General features: G+C 67.2%; 1 pseudogene. It reads right to left on the bottom strand.

The window, feature by feature from the left end:
- A pseudogene (locus TN53_RS48900) lies at nucleotides 1-243 on the bottom strand (hypothetical protein); the annotation flags it as partial.
- Between the last annotated feature and the right edge of the window lie 303 nt (nucleotides 244-546).

The following is a 546-nucleotide window of genomic DNA, read 5'->3' as shown; positions in this document are numbered from 1 at the left end:
CGTCAGCTGGACGGTCGAAGCGGACGCGCCCAGGCTGTGCGTGACGTCCGGCAGGGCCGGGAGGTACATGTCCATCGACATCGGCGGCACCGCGGCGAGAGCACCGAGGAGAAACGTGACCAGGAGCCCGGTCCAGCGCACCGACCTGTCCGGGCCGGCCGTGTCCCGTCTGCCCTTCGCCGCAGATCGCGCCCCCGGGAATCGCCTGCCTTTGGCGGTGGCTTCCTCGGCTTGCTGAGACATGCGCCCTCCGCGTCCAGTTCGTTTCGTGGCTACGGCCGATGCTCGCAGCAGACCGCTACAGAACCGGCAGCGCCCGGGTGGCGCCTGAGGCCAGGCGATACCGCGACAAGGCCATTGATCTGCCGAAGTCGAGACTCGTCAGTGCCCTGCTCGAGTTTCCCTCGGAGCGGCTCGGATGACTTTGGGGCGGCCTTGGCGCGAGGAGTTCGGCCGTGTCACTATTCCTGCACGCCTTCCCTGCCCGAAATCATTTCCAGGGCAGCGGATTGAGCCAGCGTCCACCGGTTCTGTACTGGTGAGACC

Source organism: Streptomyces sp. WM6386 (genome assembly GCF_000972385.1).
Taxonomy (GTDB): Bacteria; Actinomycetota; Actinomycetes; order Streptomycetales; family Streptomycetaceae; genus Streptomyces.
Note: the sequence above shows the minus strand (reverse complement) of the source record. Positions and strands in the feature narration are given on the sequence as shown.